This is a genomic window from Rhodococcus sp. BP-261, assembly GCF_019835205.1.
In the GTDB taxonomy this organism is placed as follows: Bacteria; Actinomycetota; Actinomycetes; order Mycobacteriales; family Mycobacteriaceae; genus Rhodococcoides; species Rhodococcoides kyotonensis_B.
The window spans coordinates 84,254-96,640 of record NZ_JABUCO010000015.1 but is presented as its reverse complement, the minus strand read 5'-3'; the positions used below and the strand labels follow the sequence as shown (position 1 = coordinate 96,640).

Annotated in this window: 15 protein-coding genes; 9 read left to right on the top strand and 6 right to left on the bottom strand. The window is 66.6% G+C overall.

The genetic code is table 11. From position 1 onward, the window contains the following. The first annotated feature begins 131 nt into the window (after positions 1-131). Complete coding sequence (locus HQ354_RS16980) at positions 132-641, top strand: hypothetical protein (protein WP_068423243.1); 510 nt, start codon at positions 132-134, stop codon at positions 639-641. A gap of 80 nt (positions 642-721) precedes the next feature. On the opposite strand, the gene HQ354_RS16975 is transcribed toward HQ354_RS16980, so the two are convergent. Both HQ354_RS16975 and alc read right to left on the bottom strand, forming a co-directional pair. Further along, positions 722-1,195 (bottom strand): YbaK/EbsC family protein, encoded by a 474-nt coding sequence (locus tag HQ354_RS16975; protein WP_114331943.1) that lies wholly within the window; start codon positions 1,193-1,195, stop codon positions 722-724. A 126-nt stretch (positions 1,196-1,321) separates the two neighbouring features. Beyond that, positions 1,322-2,281 (bottom strand): allantoicase, encoded by a 960-nt coding sequence (alc, locus tag HQ354_RS16970; protein ID WP_068423240.1) that lies wholly within the window; start codon positions 2,279-2,281, stop codon positions 1,322-1,324. A gap of 64 nt (positions 2,282-2,345) precedes the next feature. Here alc and HQ354_RS16965 point away from each other — a divergent pair, with 64 nt between their 5' ends. Beyond that, a complete protein-coding gene (locus HQ354_RS16965; RefSeq protein ID WP_084423609.1) occupies positions 2,346-2,567 on the top strand; it encodes a DUF6480 family protein in 222 nt (73 codons plus the stop codon). Here HQ354_RS16965 and fes read toward each other — a convergent pair. Continuing rightward, entirely contained in the window at positions 2,481-3,776 is a 1,296-nt protein-coding gene (gene fes, locus HQ354_RS16960; RefSeq protein ID WP_222635222.1) for an enterochelin esterase, read from the bottom strand. The two genes, HQ354_RS16965 and fes, sit on opposite strands and share 87 nt — an antisense overlap. A gap of 38 nt (positions 3,777-3,814) precedes the next feature. On the opposite strand from fes, the gene fepB reads away from it, so the two are divergent. Further along, entirely contained in the window at positions 3,815-4,825 is a 1,011-nt protein-coding gene (gene fepB, locus HQ354_RS16955) for a Fe2+-enterobactin ABC transporter substrate-binding protein (RefSeq protein WP_167677737.1), read from the top strand. 1 nt (position 4,826) lies between these two features. Here fepB and HQ354_RS16950 read toward each other — a convergent pair whose 3' ends face one another. After that, positions 4,827-5,153, bottom strand: a complete 327-nt coding sequence (locus tag HQ354_RS16950; RefSeq protein ID WP_068423233.1) for a 2-oxo-4-hydroxy-4-carboxy-5-ureidoimidazoline decarboxylase — start codon at positions 5,151-5,153, stop codon at positions 4,827-4,829. A 119-nt stretch (positions 5,154-5,272) separates the two neighbouring features. Here HQ354_RS16950 and HQ354_RS16945 point away from each other — a divergent pair, with 119 nt between their 5' ends. The 3 genes from HQ354_RS16945 to HQ354_RS16935 all read left to right on the top strand — a co-directional run bounded on the left by HQ354_RS16945 (position 5,273) and on the right by HQ354_RS16935 (position 7,724). Further along, positions 5,273-6,100: a crotonase/enoyl-CoA hydratase family protein gene (locus HQ354_RS16945; protein WP_167677734.1), complete on the top strand. Its 828-nt coding sequence runs from the start codon at positions 5,273-5,275 to the stop codon at positions 6,098-6,100. Between the two features lie 5 nt (positions 6,101-6,105). Next, complete coding sequence (locus HQ354_RS16940; protein WP_243636926.1) at positions 6,106-6,564, top strand: MarR family winged helix-turn-helix transcriptional regulator; 459 nt, start codon at positions 6,106-6,108, stop codon at positions 6,562-6,564. Positions 6,565-6,647: 83 nt separating this feature from the next. After that, positions 6,648-7,724, top strand: a complete 1,077-nt coding sequence (locus HQ354_RS16935; RefSeq protein WP_222635221.1) for a GGDEF domain-containing protein — start codon at positions 6,648-6,650, stop codon at positions 7,722-7,724. 27 nt (positions 7,725-7,751) lie between these two features. On the opposite strand, the gene HQ354_RS16930 is transcribed toward HQ354_RS16935, so the two are convergent. Together HQ354_RS16930 and HQ354_RS16925 are read right to left on the bottom strand one after the other, a co-directional pair. After that, positions 7,752-8,222 (bottom strand): PAS domain-containing protein, encoded by a 471-nt coding sequence (locus HQ354_RS16930; protein WP_068423227.1) that lies wholly within the window; start codon positions 8,220-8,222, stop codon positions 7,752-7,754. Between the two features lie 44 nt (positions 8,223-8,266). Then, entirely contained in the window at positions 8,267-8,758 is a 492-nt protein-coding gene (locus HQ354_RS16925) for an inorganic diphosphatase (RefSeq protein ID WP_068423225.1), read from the bottom strand. Positions 8,759-8,889: 131 nt separating this feature from the next. On the opposite strand from HQ354_RS16925, the gene dacB reads away from it, so the two are divergent. Genes dacB through tilS form a run of 3 tightly spaced genes read left to right on the top strand, consistent with a single transcriptional unit; the run spans position 8,890 to position 12,363 of the window. Next, entirely contained in the window at positions 8,890-10,299 is a 1,410-nt protein-coding gene (gene dacB / locus HQ354_RS16920) for a D-alanyl-D-alanine carboxypeptidase/D-alanyl-D-alanine-endopeptidase (RefSeq protein WP_068423223.1), read from the top strand. A gap of 31 nt (positions 10,300-10,330) precedes the next feature. Then, entirely contained in the window at positions 10,331-11,386 is a 1,056-nt protein-coding gene (locus HQ354_RS16915; RefSeq protein ID WP_068423220.1) for a zinc-dependent metalloprotease, read from the top strand. Further along, positions 11,383-12,363: a tRNA lysidine(34) synthetase TilS gene (gene tilS, locus HQ354_RS16910; protein WP_068423217.1), complete on the top strand. Its 981-nt coding sequence runs from the start codon at positions 11,383-11,385 to the stop codon at positions 12,361-12,363. The genes HQ354_RS16915 and tilS overlap by 4 nt, the downstream gene beginning before the upstream one ends. Positions 12,364-12,387: the final 24 nt, after the last annotated feature.

Genomic DNA, 12,387 nt, shown 5'->3' with positions numbered 1-12,387 from the left:
AGCAAATGTCGTGTCGCAGGGCCGATTCTGGCGCGACAGGTACGTGGATCTGTGCCGCACGGCCTCCGGGTCTTGTAGGCGCTCGGGTAGGACCTAGGCAACCTTCCCCTGCTTCCACGACAGGACATCTCATGTCGAACACTTCACCCGTACGCGTCGCCGTCGATCATGCGGGCACCTGGACCGAAATCACCGACGCCGTTCCGACCGAGGCGGTCGCCCGCATCGTCGCCGCAGACCTTCGTGAGGGCCAACAGGCTCGCACGGCACTGCGCTCCGATGCAGTGGCCGCAGGCAAGGAAGCCGACAGCGTCGCAGTCTTCCTCGACATCGAGTTCCACATCGCCGACGACGCCAGGACCGCGCGTCGTGAGTTCGCGGCGTTGGACGTGCCCGCCGTTCCCGGTTCCATCCGGTACGTCGGAACCGCTGCAGGTCTGGCGGGGCTCGTCGCCGACGTGAAGGCCGCCGAGGTGGCCGACGGCGTCACCCTCGTCGCCGTCGGACCAGAGGCGCGCAACCTGGCCGACGTCGCAGCGGGCGTCGTCCCGTGGTTGGAGGACCGTGGCGTCGCGTTCCAGGTCGACGGACTCCTCGCCGCGACGGGTGCCGTGCCGTCGGCACGTGAACTCGCGTCCTGAGCGCGACTGACTGCACACGATCGACCCGAATCGACGGGAGATCGCCGATTCGGGCCGATTCTGTGCAATGAGTTGCGCAGTCAGGTCACATCCACGGCGAGGCCTGCCGTGATGCGTAGCAGCTCCTTGAACGTCGTCCTGAAGATCGTGTTCGGATGCCCTGCCGCAGCCCACAATTCGGGGTACTGGGACAGCGACTCGTCGACGTAGGTAGCCAGGTTGGTGGGGTGCCCGACGGGTGCGATGCCGCCGATCGGCTGATCCGTCGCCAATTTGACGAGATCGAGCGGTGCGCGCTGCAGCGTGCCGCCCAACCGTTCGCCGGTGGCGTTCGAGTTCACCTGGTGGGCTCCGGACACCAGCAGCAGCACCGGGTCGTCGTCGAGGAGGAACACCAGCGATTTCACGATCGCGCCGACGCTCACGCCGAGCGATTCCGCAGCGGCTTCTGCGGTCGATGTGGGTTCGGGCGAGGTGACGACCACCCCGTGGTGCCCGCGCGAGATCAGGATGTCGGCGACATGCGCCGCGTTCGGGTGGAGAAGCCGGGGCATCCTCCAAGAGTATTGCCAGTCGAGCAACTCCGCAGGCGCAAAGGGCGACCCATCAATCGAGGCGGGAGTGGAGCCTGCGCAATGAGCCATCAATCGAGGCGGGAGTGGAGCCTGCGGAATGAGCCATCAATCGAGCAGACCCCCGAACAGTCGCAGGCGTGCCATGCCGCCGTCGGGGTAGATGTCCATCCGTACCTCGGAGACGGGCTCGGCGGCGTCCAGGACGAACCGGTGACGGGTGTCCGGCTGCAGACGAGTCCGGGGGAGCAGCTCGATCCATTCCCCGTCGCCGAGACGGCCTTTCAACGACGCCGCGCCGGGGGCATTGCCGAGAAAACAGGATGTGTCGAGTTCGGCCAACCGGACGGTACCGGTTCCTGCGAGCATGACCTGAACCCAGTCGTTCGCGTCGTTTCGCCGGCGGGACGTCTCCCAACCCTCGCCCATCGATCGCGGCGGGCCGGGGAACAGCAGGTTGTTCGGCGAGCTGTAGAACATGTTGGAGCACGCGGACACGTAGCCGCCGTTCTCGAGCGCCGCCAGGTCGAACGGGCCCGCAGCGAGAAAACGCGGGTCGGGACGTCCGCGGCCCAGAACACGCAGCCGTGCGACGCCACCGTCGGGGTAGATCGACAGCTTCACGTGCGTCCAGCGGTCGGAGGACTCCACTTCGAACCGGTTCTCGGTGTCGCCGTTCACGGGGCTCCGCGGAACGATGGTCATCCACTCGGCGTCGTCGTACAGTTCCTGGCCCGACGGGAAGCCCTCTACCGCCGCGGCCTCGACGGAGATCTCGGGCGGGTAGTTACCGGTGAACCACGCGGTGTCGACGACGACTGCATCGACGACGCCCGGTGCGCCGAGACGCACGATGGCCTCGTCGTATCCCGCTTCCCGACGCCGACGCGTCTCCCAGCCGTCGTATATCTGTCCCTTGTGTCCGAAGGTGGCCTTGGAGAAGTCGGCCTTGCCCGGGGTGATCAGATTCTCCTTCTCCGCGAACGTCTCGTCGTTCGCCCAGACGACGGCACCGCCCAGCGTGCGAACGGCGAGGTCGGGCAGGGGAAGGGGGAACGTGGCCGTCATACTCGTGAGAATAAGCGAAGACTCCCGGCGGGTTGAGTCGAAGCGCATCGGGTACTCGCGAGACATGACTGCTCAGAACCCCGAACCCGACGACACCGCTGGCCTCGAACCCGGTGGTGGCGTCGCTCCAGGGGACACTCCTCCCGTCGAGACCGGCGTCGGGGGACCCAATCACGAACCTCCTCAACGTGGATTGGCCCTACCGGTCGTTTTCCTCGGAATCGTCGCGCTCCTCGTGATCCTCGTCGTCGCATTCTTCGTCGGCCGAATCGCCGGTCTGTTCTAGCAATGTGATCAGTGCCGACGTCAATCCTCCCCTCCAACACAGAGTTTCGTGCCCACCGTCGAATTCGTGGTAGTCGACGGTGACGCCACGTGCGCGCAGCATTGTCGCGACGTGGTGGTTGTGTGCCTGCATGTCGCCCTCGTGAACTCCGACGTCCATGACGACCCGTATCGGCAGTGCGTCCGACGATGCGGTGAGCATCTCGGCGACGCGTCCGCCGAGGGGCCCGCGCACGCCTCGGTGCGACATGACCGGCCACCAGAACGACCCGGATTGGCTTGCGACAAGGCCGAATCGGTGTGGGAACTCCAGGGCAGCGAACAGCGATGCGAGGCCGCCGAAACTCTGCCCGGAGACGACGGTTCGACGCGGATCGCCTGTGAACGACGCCTCGTGCGCCGCGAGTGGGATCAGTTCGTCGACGACGGCCTCCCAGAACGGGCGGTGACAAGGCAATTCACGACTGCGCATGTCCCCGTCGCCGGAATCGACGAACAGGATCACCGACGGTGGCAGTGCGTCGTCGCGCACCGCGGCGTCGAGCACCGGAGTCAGCGGTGCCTCGTCGATCCATCGTCTTCCGTCGAGCACGATGACCAGCGGTCGCTCGGAGGAAACCCCGTGGCCGACGGTCTCGTGAATCCAGACGTCGCGTGAATTACCGAGAGAACCGCTGTGCCACCCTAGTTTTCGAGGTGTCGAACCGAGAGTGGTGTCGTCGTTCCACCATCGTTGAACGGGCGCGTCGGGCATCTCCGCGATCGATCCACGGCCGAAGCGTCGGACGTTGTTCTCGTCGGGGACGGCATGCTCGAGTAGGCCGAGGAAGCGAGTGCGGACACCCTCGCGTGTGGCGGCGACACCCGGCGGATCCAACGTACGAACGACCTCCTCCGCGACGGGCATGAAGCAGTAGGTCCCGCGCCACGTGCGGGTGATCTCGGTGCTCCAGAACCAGATTCCGCTGTCGTCCACCTGTGTCATGTCGGTCAGGTCTTCGGCGTGGTGGTCGGTGAGCGAACTCGCGTCGAAGTAGACCCTGAAGGGTTTCGTCGCTGCATCTCTCCACAAGAAAGTCACCCGGACCCGGCTGTCGCCCGAGGCCTCGATGCGCGGAAGTCCCGCTCTCGATACGCCCGCCCAGAACACGTCTTCCGATCCGGCAGCGATCAACTCGGTGCGCAATTGCGACTCCACGTCCTCTAGCATGAGGCAAGCCTAACCTCCGGTCGAAAGGGTGTTCTGACGTGTTCGGAAGAAGAAGCGGTCTGGTGCGTACCGCGGCGGTACTGGCGGTCGCGGCCGTAGGTCTCGCCGGTTGTAGTTCCTCGGAGGGGCCGGACGCGGCGGACGCGCAATCGTCCACGAGCGGTGACGCGAACTGGCCACGGACGGTCGACACGGAACAGGGCCCGGTGGAGATCCCGGCCGCACCGGAGCGGATCGTGTCGACGTCGGTCACGTTGACCGGCAGTCTCCTCGCGATCGATGCACCCGTCGTGGCGAGCGGTGCGACGTCACCCAACACGGACGTGGCCGACGAACAGGGATTCTTCACCCAGTGGGGCGACATCGCGGCCGAGCGCGGCGTCGAACCGCTGCCGTCGGCAGACATCGACATCGAGCAGATCGTCGTCCAGGATCCCGACCTGATCGTGGTCTCGAAGACCGGCGCGGATTCCGCGATCGAGCTGTACGACCAGCTGAGCCAGGTCGCCCCGACGATCGTCGTCGACTACGGCAACAAGACGTGGCAGGACGTCGCCACCGTCCTCGGCGAGGCGACGGGACACGAGTCCGACGCCGCGGACGTCATCGCGACGTTCGGCGACACCGTCGAGGCCGCGAGAGAAGCGATCGCTCTGCCGCCACAGCCGACGACCGCGCTGGTCTACAACGGCGCCGAGTCCGCGAACGTGTGGACCGGCGAGTCGGCGCAGGGCAAACTGCTGGTCGACCTCGGGTTCACCCTCGCCGAGATGCCCGACGCCGTCCTCGGCGACACCAGCATGGGTGCGCGCAAGGACATCGTCTCCGTTTCGCCCGAGAATTTCAGCCGCGCGTTCACCGGTAACACGGTCGTGCTCGTCAGCGCGGACGAGTCCGACGTGGCTGCGTATGTCGCCGATCCGCAACTAGCACAGTCGCCTGCCGTCACCGGAGGCCACGTCTACGACGCGGGCCTCGACAGCTTCCGGCTCGACTACTACAGCGCGACCAACGTCGTCGAACGCTTGCAGGCGCAGCTAGTCGCGTAGGTCAGTACGGAGGCCAACCGCCCTCGGGGCCCAGGAGTTTCTGCAACCGAGTGCGGTTGACCTTCGCCAATTCCCGCCGCAGCATCGCCGCGTCGATCCCGGTCATCGACGGACAGGTCGACGCGAGCGCATCGACGTCGGCATCGGACAGCTCGCCCAGTTCGAGATCGGCCCGGGTGAAGAACTCGGCGTACGAGCCGTATGCGCGTCCGTCCGCCACGTGCGACGCCCACGTCACCGAGCAGCAGCACTCGAAGAGTGCATGTACCGCCTTGTGACGCGGCAGGTCGTTGAACACGTCCAATCCAAGACCCTGATGCATCATCATGGATCGATCATGAGCCGCGACAGCGGCCACCTCCAGCGGTTCCGCACGGTGTTAGCGCAGGCGTTACGCGGCGTAACACAGCCTGACCTCGTCGCTGTGTCCTCCATTAGGCTCGCCCTATGACGGAACAGAGCTGGAAGGCATTCTCGGTGGAAGTCTCCGACCACGTGGCGGAGGTGACGCTGATCGGTCCCGGCAAGGGCAACGCGATGGGTCCGGATTTCTGGAGCGAGTGTCCACAGCTGTTCACACAGCTCGACGCCGATCCGGAGGTTCGTGCGATCGTCCTCGCCGCGTCGGGAAAGCACTTCACGTACGGGCTCGACCTCGCTGCGATGGGCGGTGAGTTCGCGCCGCTGATGGCCGACAAGGCGCTTGCGGGCCCGCGCACCACGTTCCACGACACGATCAAGCGGATGCAGCTGGCTACCAACGCCGTCGCCGACTGCCGCAAACCCGTCGTCGTCGCGGTACAAGGCTGGTGCATCGGCGGCGGACTCGACCTGATCAGCGCCGCAGACATTCGCTATGCCAGCGCCGACGCCAAGTTCAGCGTGCGCGAGGTCAAGGTCGCGATCGTCGCCGACATGGGGTCGCTCGCGCGGCTTCCCGCGATCATCGGCGATGGTCACGTGCGCGAACTCGCGTTGACGGGCAAGGACATCGACGCCGCGCGTGCAGAGAAGATCGGGCTCGTGAACGACGTGTTCGACGACGCCGACGCCGTGCTCGCCGCAGCTCGTGCCACCGCGGCCGAGATCGCCGCGAATCCGCCGCTCGTCGTCCAGGGTGTGAAGACGGTGCTCGACCACTCCCGCTCCGCGGCCGTCGACGACAGTCTTCGCTACGTCGCGGCATGGAACGCGGCATTCCTCGCGTCGAACGACCTGACCGAAGCCATCACCGCGGTCTTCGAGAAGCGTCCCGCGAAGTTCACCGGGAGCTGAGAGAAGTGGAATACGCCGAAGAGATCGGGAGCCAGCTGGTCCGACTTCAGCGCATCCGCGAGCGCAAACTCGCGCAGCTGAAGGACGCGTCGGGCGGCGTCGAAGGCGCAGCGTTCGTCTGCCTGTTCCGGTTGTTGACGGACGGCCCGATGCGATCGAGCACGCTGGCTGCGATGGTCGACTCGGATCCGTCGACGGTCAGCAGGCAGGTGGCTCAACTCGTCGACCGTGGCCACGTCGAGCGTCTTCGCGACGAGACCGACGGCCGAGCGTACGTTCTGGCCGTCACGGATTCCGGACGGGAAATCGCGCGTCGCATTCAGGAGCGGCGTACCGCCAACCTCGCACGCGTCATCGAGGACTGGTCGGGCGACGATCGTGCTCGCCTGGTCGAGCTGTTGGACAGATTCCTGACAGACTGGGAACGCGTCAAGCCCGATTTACAGGCGGTGCGTGAACGGTAGAGTCCGAAGCTCGCGTTCTGTGTTGTCGGACACCGATGTAGTGGCAGCGTCGGTGTCGTCGAAAACGCCGGTGAGGGGGCGAGATGCCAGGAATGCTGGGTCGGTGGACACCGGGACCACTGCGCATCCTGGAAACGAACACCCCCGCGACGAGGCTCGAGCGCAGAGTGGGCCTCGGAATCGCGGTCCTCGTTCCCTTCTTCGCCGTCATCGGCACGATCGTCCTGTTCTCGCAGGAAGGTCCGGGCTCGACCGGCAGGCGGATACTGTGCGGCATCGTGCTGGCGTCGACGATCCCGGTCGGCGCGTGGTGGCTGCGTCGCGGCATCCGCGTCGCACGTATGCCGGGGTGGTTCGTGTTCTATGCCGACGTCGGCGTCGCGATCGTGCTGTTCACCTTCACCTCTCGCGGATTCGCACTGGCTGTCACGTCGCTGTTCGCCGTCATCGGCACCTATATCGCGTACTTCTCGAGTCGGCGGGTGCTGCGGGCGCATGCCGTCTTCGTCAGCATCGTGATTCTCGTGCTGTCCGCGGCAACGTACCTCGAACGCGAGCAGGATCTGCCGGCCGTGATCGCGCAGACGCTCGTCGCGCTGCTCGTCGTCAACTCCGTCATCGCGTTCCGCGCGGTCATCAAGACGCAGCTCGACCTAGCCAACACGGACTCGCTGACGGGCCTGCTCAACCGACGCGGTTTCGATCTTCGCCTCGAACGTCTGCTGTGCGATTGCTCGGCGGGGCAGACCGTCGTGCTGGCGGTCGTCGACCTCGATCGGTTCAAGAACGTCAACGACACCTACGGTCACGCGGCAGGCGATCGAGTGTTGAAAGCGACGGCCGAGCGTCTCGCCGCAGCAGCGCCGCCGAGAGCATGTGTGGCCCGAACGGGCGGTGAGGAATTCACGGTCGCGTCGGTGATGACACCGCCGGACGCACTGAACATGGCCGAACGGATACGGGCGGCACTCGCGCGCATCCAGAACGAGATACCGGTGACGGGAAGCGTCGGCGCCTCGCTCATCTCGGCGGACGCGTGGCGGACATTGCACGCCGGCGAGGCTGCGGAAATGGTCCACGCCGCGCTGCTCAAAGCGGACACGGCGATGTACGAGGCCAAGCGGTCGGGTGGCAATCAAGCGAGGGTGTTCACCGGATGAGTCTCGAACCCACCCGGTGAGACCGTCTCAGCGCAGCGCGCTCTTGGGGTCGTTCCACAGCTGATCGGTGAAGTCCTCCAGCGCGACGAGCACGACGGTGTCCTCGGCCCGTCGCAGAATCGACTTGCTGGCCCGCACCTGCACGACATCGCCGGACTTGTCCGTCATGCGCCACAACGAATCGGCGCGTGTCGCGACCGTCGTCAGGAACATGTCCGCGACGTTGACTCCCTCGGGAGCCCGATCCGGGAAGATGTCGTGCAGGTGGAAGTCGGCCCGTTCGGAACGGTCCGTGCCGAACAATTCGTCGAACGCCTCGTTCGCGAAGACGATGGCACCGCTCGGATCGACAGCGAGGATCGGGACCGGAATGCGGTCGAGGACGACCGTGACCGGCAGATCGGGGAATTGCGCCGGATCGGAAATGGGCCGCGAATCGGCATTGCGTCGCTCGCCGCTTCCGCCGACGGCGCTACCGACCGAATTGCTGTCCGTCATGTCTCTCCCCACCTGATCCCTTTCGTGCCGAGCCGGTATTCGACTCAGTGCTCCGGATTGTCCGCCAAACGCTTGAAGGACGCAGCGATTTCGGCTTCTGCCTCTGCGCGACCGACCCAGTCGGCCGCCTCGACATGCTTGCCCGGCTCGAGGTCCTTGTAGTGGACGAAGAAGTGCTTGATCGCGTCGAGCTCGAACGTCGAGACGTCGGAGAGGTCCTGGATGTGATCCCAGCGCTTGTCGCCTGCCGGAACGCACAGGATCTTGTCGTCGCCGCCTGCCTCGTCGACCATCTTGAACATCGCGACCGGGCGAGCCTCGACGATGACGCCGGGGAACACGGACTCGGGCAGCAGAACGAACGCGTCCAGCGGGTCGCCGTCCTCGCCGAGCGTGCCTTCGATGAAGCCGTAGTCGGCCGGATATGCCATCGCCGTGTACAGGTAACGGTCGAGGCGAACGCGGCCACTGACGTGGTCGACCTCGTACTTGTTGCGCTGTCCCTTGGGGATCTCGATGGTGACGTCGAACGGCACGTGCAGCCCTCGCTCTTCTCTTCGTGTCGTGCGTCATGGGCGACGCATGATGCTTCGCGGCGCAAGCGTACCGGACCCAGGGATACTGTTGGATGAACTGCCGACCGGCAGAGCTCGAAGCAGATGGAGGAATGTTGGCGGGCCTGACCAAGCGAATTCTCGGTCCCACCGCCGGCCGGCGACGACGGCGGACGCGCGTCCTCCTGATACTCGTGGCCGTCGTGATCGTGGCTGCAGGCGGGGTCGCGGTCGCGGCAATAGTCCCGACGACGTCCGACGCGGTGTCGGACACGGAGACGGCCCCCGAGCCCGACGCCGTCATGCCGGTTCCGTCGATCGTTCCCTACCCGGACACCGCGCCGATACCGACGCAGGCCGCTCTGACCGCGGCCTTGGCTCCCGTCGTCGGATCGCCCGATCTCGGTTCGTTCACCGGCGTCGTCGCCGACGCCGTCAGCGGTGACGTGCTGTGGTCCTCGTCGCCCGATACGCCGATGACCCCGGCGTCGACGACGAAGGTGCTGACGGCGGCGGCCGCGATGCTGGCTCTGCCTCAGGAACACCGCGTGACGACGAAGGTCGTCAAAGGCGCGGTGCCGGGGGAGATCGTGCTGATCGCGGGAGGCGATCCGACGCTCACCGCGCAGCCCGTCGGCACCCCGGGCTTCTACCCGGGTGCGGCGCGGATCGACGACCTCGTCGAACAGATCTCGAAGGCGGGCACTCCGGTCGACAAGATCGTCGTCGACACGTCGATCTACAACGGTGGGGCGATGGCGCAGGGCTGGTTCGCGCCCGACGTCGCCGCCGGGTACATCACACCGATCGAACCGATCATGCTCGACGGCGGACGTTCCGTTCCGACCGAGGACGAGTCACCGCGTAGCGCCGAACCGGCACTCGACACCGGTCGTGCCCTCGCGCGCGGGCTCGGTATCGATCCGGCTCGTGTGTCGATCGGCACGGCCGCGCAGGGCGCCGATCAGGTGGCGAGTGTGCAGTCGGCGCCTCTGCGCGATCGTCTCGGCCAGATGCTCGGCCGTTCGGACAACGTTCTCGCCGAAGCGATCGGGCGCGAGATCGCCATCGAGACGAACGCGCAGGCGTCGTTCCAAGGAGCGATCGACTCGATCGGACAGACGCTGTTCTCGGCCGGCTACGACCTCGACGGCGTGGAACTGCACGACACGAGCGGCCTGTCGGTCGACAACCTGATTCCGGCGCGGCTTCTCGACGAGATCATGACGAGCGCCGCCGGATCGGGCAAGGCCGAACTGCGTCCGATGCTCGACTACCTGCCGATCGCCGGTGCCACCGGCACCCTGTCCGACCGCTACGCCAGCGCCGATCGCGTCGGAGCCGGTTGGATCCGCGCCAAAACTGGCACACTGTCGACAGCGAGTGCGCTTGCCGGATTCGTCGTTGACGTCGACGGCAGAACACTGACGTTCGCGCTGATGTCCAACGATCGTCCGCCGGAGGTCAGCAGACCTGCGCTCGACGCGGTGGCGTCGACACTGAGGATGTGTGGTTGCCGATGACAGAGCTACAAGACAAGACAGTGGTACCTGCATGAGCGATCGCGACGCGGAGAGCTCGTCGGGCTTCGGCTCGTCGGTCGACTGGGCACTCGCGGCCAGGACCGGCGCCACATTGGCCCCAAAGGAACCGTCGACGTCTCGCTACACCGCGGACGCCGTGGTCACCGAGCTCGCCGACGCGTCCGTGCGAGCCGAGGGGCCGGTGCGCGAGACCACCGGACTCGCAGACGGCCTTCCTGTCCCGCAGGCACGCATCGTCGATCGGGCCGGCTGGATCGACGCGGCCGCGTCGTCGATGAAGCATCTGACCGGTGAGCCGGACTCCGAGCCGTCGGGGCTGCTCGCTGGCAAGCCCGCGGGCCTGCAGGCGGGTGCGATGCTGGCGTTCCTGTCCAGTGCGATCCTCGGCCAGTACGACCCGTTCACCGGTGAGCACGGCACGTTGCTGCTCGTCGCGCCCAACGTCATCGCCGTCGAACGCGCACTGCGCGTGCCGCCCAGCGACTTCCGGCTGTGGGTCTGCCTGCACGAGGTGACCCACCGTGTCCAGTTCTCGTCGGCGCCGTGGCTCGGCGACTACATGCGTGGCTCGGTGGCGGTGCTGTCGGACGGTGTCGACGAGCCGATGAGCCAGTTCGCGAACCGATTGACCGAGGCATTGAAGAACCGGCGACAGTCCGACAAGGCCGAGGATGCAGGCATCGTCGGCCTGCTGCGTGCCACGCAAGCACCCGAGCAGCGTGACGCCATCGATCGGCTGCTCGTGCTCGGCACGTTGCTCGAGGGCCACGCGGACCACGTCATGGACGCGGTCGGACCCGCCGTGGTGCCCGCGGTCGCCCAGATTCGCAGCGCCTTCGACGGTCGACGTCGGCGCAAGACCAACCCGTTGCAGCGCATCGTCCGCGCGTTGCTCGGCATCGACGCCAAGATGGCGCAGTACGTGCGTGGCAAGGCATTCGTCGACCACGTCGTCGGCAAGGTCGGCATGACCGAGTTCAACCGAATCTGGACCGATGCGACGACGCTGCCGAAGCTCGACGAGATCGAAGATCCCGACCGGTGGATCGCTCGCGTCCTGGCATGACACCGGTCGCGCCGCTGCCCGGGGGCCCTGCGATCCTCGAGGTTCGGCATGCGGTTCGCGCGTGGATCAGGTCGCGGCCGGGTCCAATTGCCGTTGCGTTGTCCGGAGGCGCGGATTCGTTGGCGCTCACCGCTGCGGCCGTCGCCGAGGCATCGTCGGTGCGCGCTCTCGTCGTCGACCACGGGCTGCAACCCGGGTCGAAGGATGTCGCCGACGCGGCCGCAGCCACCGCGGTATCGCTCGGATGTGCGGACGCGACGGTGTTGCCGGTGCGCGTCGATCGCGTGGGTGGGATGGAAGCGGCCGCTCGGCGCGCGCGGTACGCGGCGCTCGACGAGGCACGGGACGGCGCGAACGTTCTCGTCGCCCACACCCTCGACGACCAGGCCGAGACGGTGCTGCTCGGACTCTCACGTGGGTCCGGACCCCGGTCGATCGCGGGTATGGCCGATTGGGACGAGCCGTGGGGTCGTCCGCTGCTCGGAGTCCGCCGGTCGGTGACGCGTGCGGCGTGCGAGGAGCTCGGTCTGACGCCGTTCGAGGACCCACACAACGTCAGCAGCGACTTCACCCGTGTCCGGCTGCGGCTCGAGGTGCTTCCGCTGCTCGAAGACGTTCTCGGCGGAGGCGTCGCACCTGCGTTGGCGCGCACTGCTGCTCAGTTGCGCGAGGACGCCACGGTGCTCGACGACCTCGCCTCGGAACTCCTCGCGTCGGCGCGTGCGGGCGACGAACTCGACGTGACGGTCGTCGCGGACCGCCCCGCTGCGCTGCGGCGCAGAGCAGTTCGCGTGTGGTTGCACGAGGTCGGCGCACACTCGTTGTCCGACAGGCAACTGCGAACCATCGACGACCTGATCGTGCGGTGGCGAGGCCAAGGGGGAGTGGCTGTCGGCGGAGGACCGGCAGGTGCGAGGTTGGTGGTGCAGCGTCGACATGGCAGGCTTGGAGCAGAGCTCGAATGGAGTCTGCTGTGATTCCGGCCGGTCCGAGAAACAGTG

Coding starts and splice junctions, on each gene's coding strand:
- HQ354_RS16980 (WP_068423243.1), top strand. CDS start 132: ATGTCGAACACTTCACCCGTACGCGTCGCCGTCGATCATGCGGGCACC.
- HQ354_RS16975 (WP_114331943.1), bottom strand. CDS start 1,195: ATGCCCCGGCTTCTCCACCCGAACGCGGCGCATGTCGCCGACATCCTG.
- alc (WP_068423240.1), bottom strand. CDS start 2,281: ATGACGGCCACGTTCCCCCTTCCCCTGCCCGACCTCGCCGTTCGCACG.
- HQ354_RS16965 (WP_084423609.1), top strand. CDS start 2,346: ATGACTGCTCAGAACCCCGAACCCGACGACACCGCTGGCCTCGAACCC.
- fes (WP_222635222.1), bottom strand. CDS start 3,776: ATGCTAGAGGACGTGGAGTCGCAATTGCGCACCGAGTTGATCGCTGCC.
- HQ354_RS16950 (WP_068423233.1), bottom strand. CDS start 5,153: ATGATGATGCATCAGGGTCTTGGATTGGACGTGTTCAACGACCTGCCG.
- HQ354_RS16945 (WP_167677734.1), top strand. CDS start 5,273: ATGACGGAACAGAGCTGGAAGGCATTCTCGGTGGAAGTCTCCGACCAC.
- HQ354_RS16935 (WP_222635221.1), top strand. CDS start 6,648: ATGCCAGGAATGCTGGGTCGGTGGACACCGGGACCACTGCGCATCCTG.
- HQ354_RS16930 (WP_068423227.1), bottom strand. CDS start 8,222: ATGACGGACAGCAATTCGGTCGGTAGCGCCGTCGGCGGAAGCGGCGAG.
- dacB (WP_068423223.1), top strand. CDS start 8,890: ATGTTGGCGGGCCTGACCAAGCGAATTCTCGGTCCCACCGCCGGCCGG.
- HQ354_RS16915 (WP_068423220.1), top strand. CDS start 10,331: ATGAGCGATCGCGACGCGGAGAGCTCGTCGGGCTTCGGCTCGTCGGTC.
- tilS (WP_068423217.1), top strand. CDS start 11,383: ATGACACCGGTCGCGCCGCTGCCCGGGGGCCCTGCGATCCTCGAGGTT.